The 461-nt window shown below is 59.4% G+C and carries 1 protein-coding gene; it reads left to right on the forward strand.

What is annotated here, in order from left to right; translation table 11 throughout:
• Positions 1-459: 5-oxoprolinase subunit B family protein (locus GRC12_RS45020; RefSeq protein ID WP_208786155.1), on the forward strand; the 459-nt coding region annotated here is incomplete at its 5' end.
• Positions 460-461: the final 2 nt, after the last annotated feature.

Genomic DNA, 461 nt, shown 5'->3' on the forward strand with positions numbered 1-461 from the left:
CAGTTACCGGCAGCTGTCGCTCACGTCCAGGAGTTTATCGCCGCAGGATTGGACTGGGTTGAACAAGGAGCGCGGGAAATCGTCGAGGTGCCAGTTCGCTATGACGGGCTGGACCTATCTGACGTGGCGGAATTGCTCAGTATGACCACGGACGAGTTGGTGAAGCGCCACAGCGATCAGCAATGGACGGTGGAATTTGCCGGGTTCATGCCTGGATTTGGGTATATGTCCGGAGCTGATTGGCCGTACCGGATCCCGCGTCGGGATAGCCCTCGAACCAGGATTCCGCCGGGCAGTATCGCCTTGGCTGATGGATTCACCGGCGTCTACCCGCAAGCCTCCCCGGGCGGCTGGCAGATTATTGGCACGACTGACGCAATCTTGTGGGATGAGAAGGCTGACCCGCCAGCTCTACTACTCCCGGGAGCCGTCATCAGATTCGAGGTGGTGGACTCATGACC

The sequence above is a fragment of the Streptomyces griseorubiginosus genome (assembly GCF_017614965.1).
Classification (GTDB): Bacteria; Actinomycetota; Actinomycetes; order Streptomycetales; family Streptomycetaceae; genus Streptomyces; species Streptomyces griseorubiginosus_B.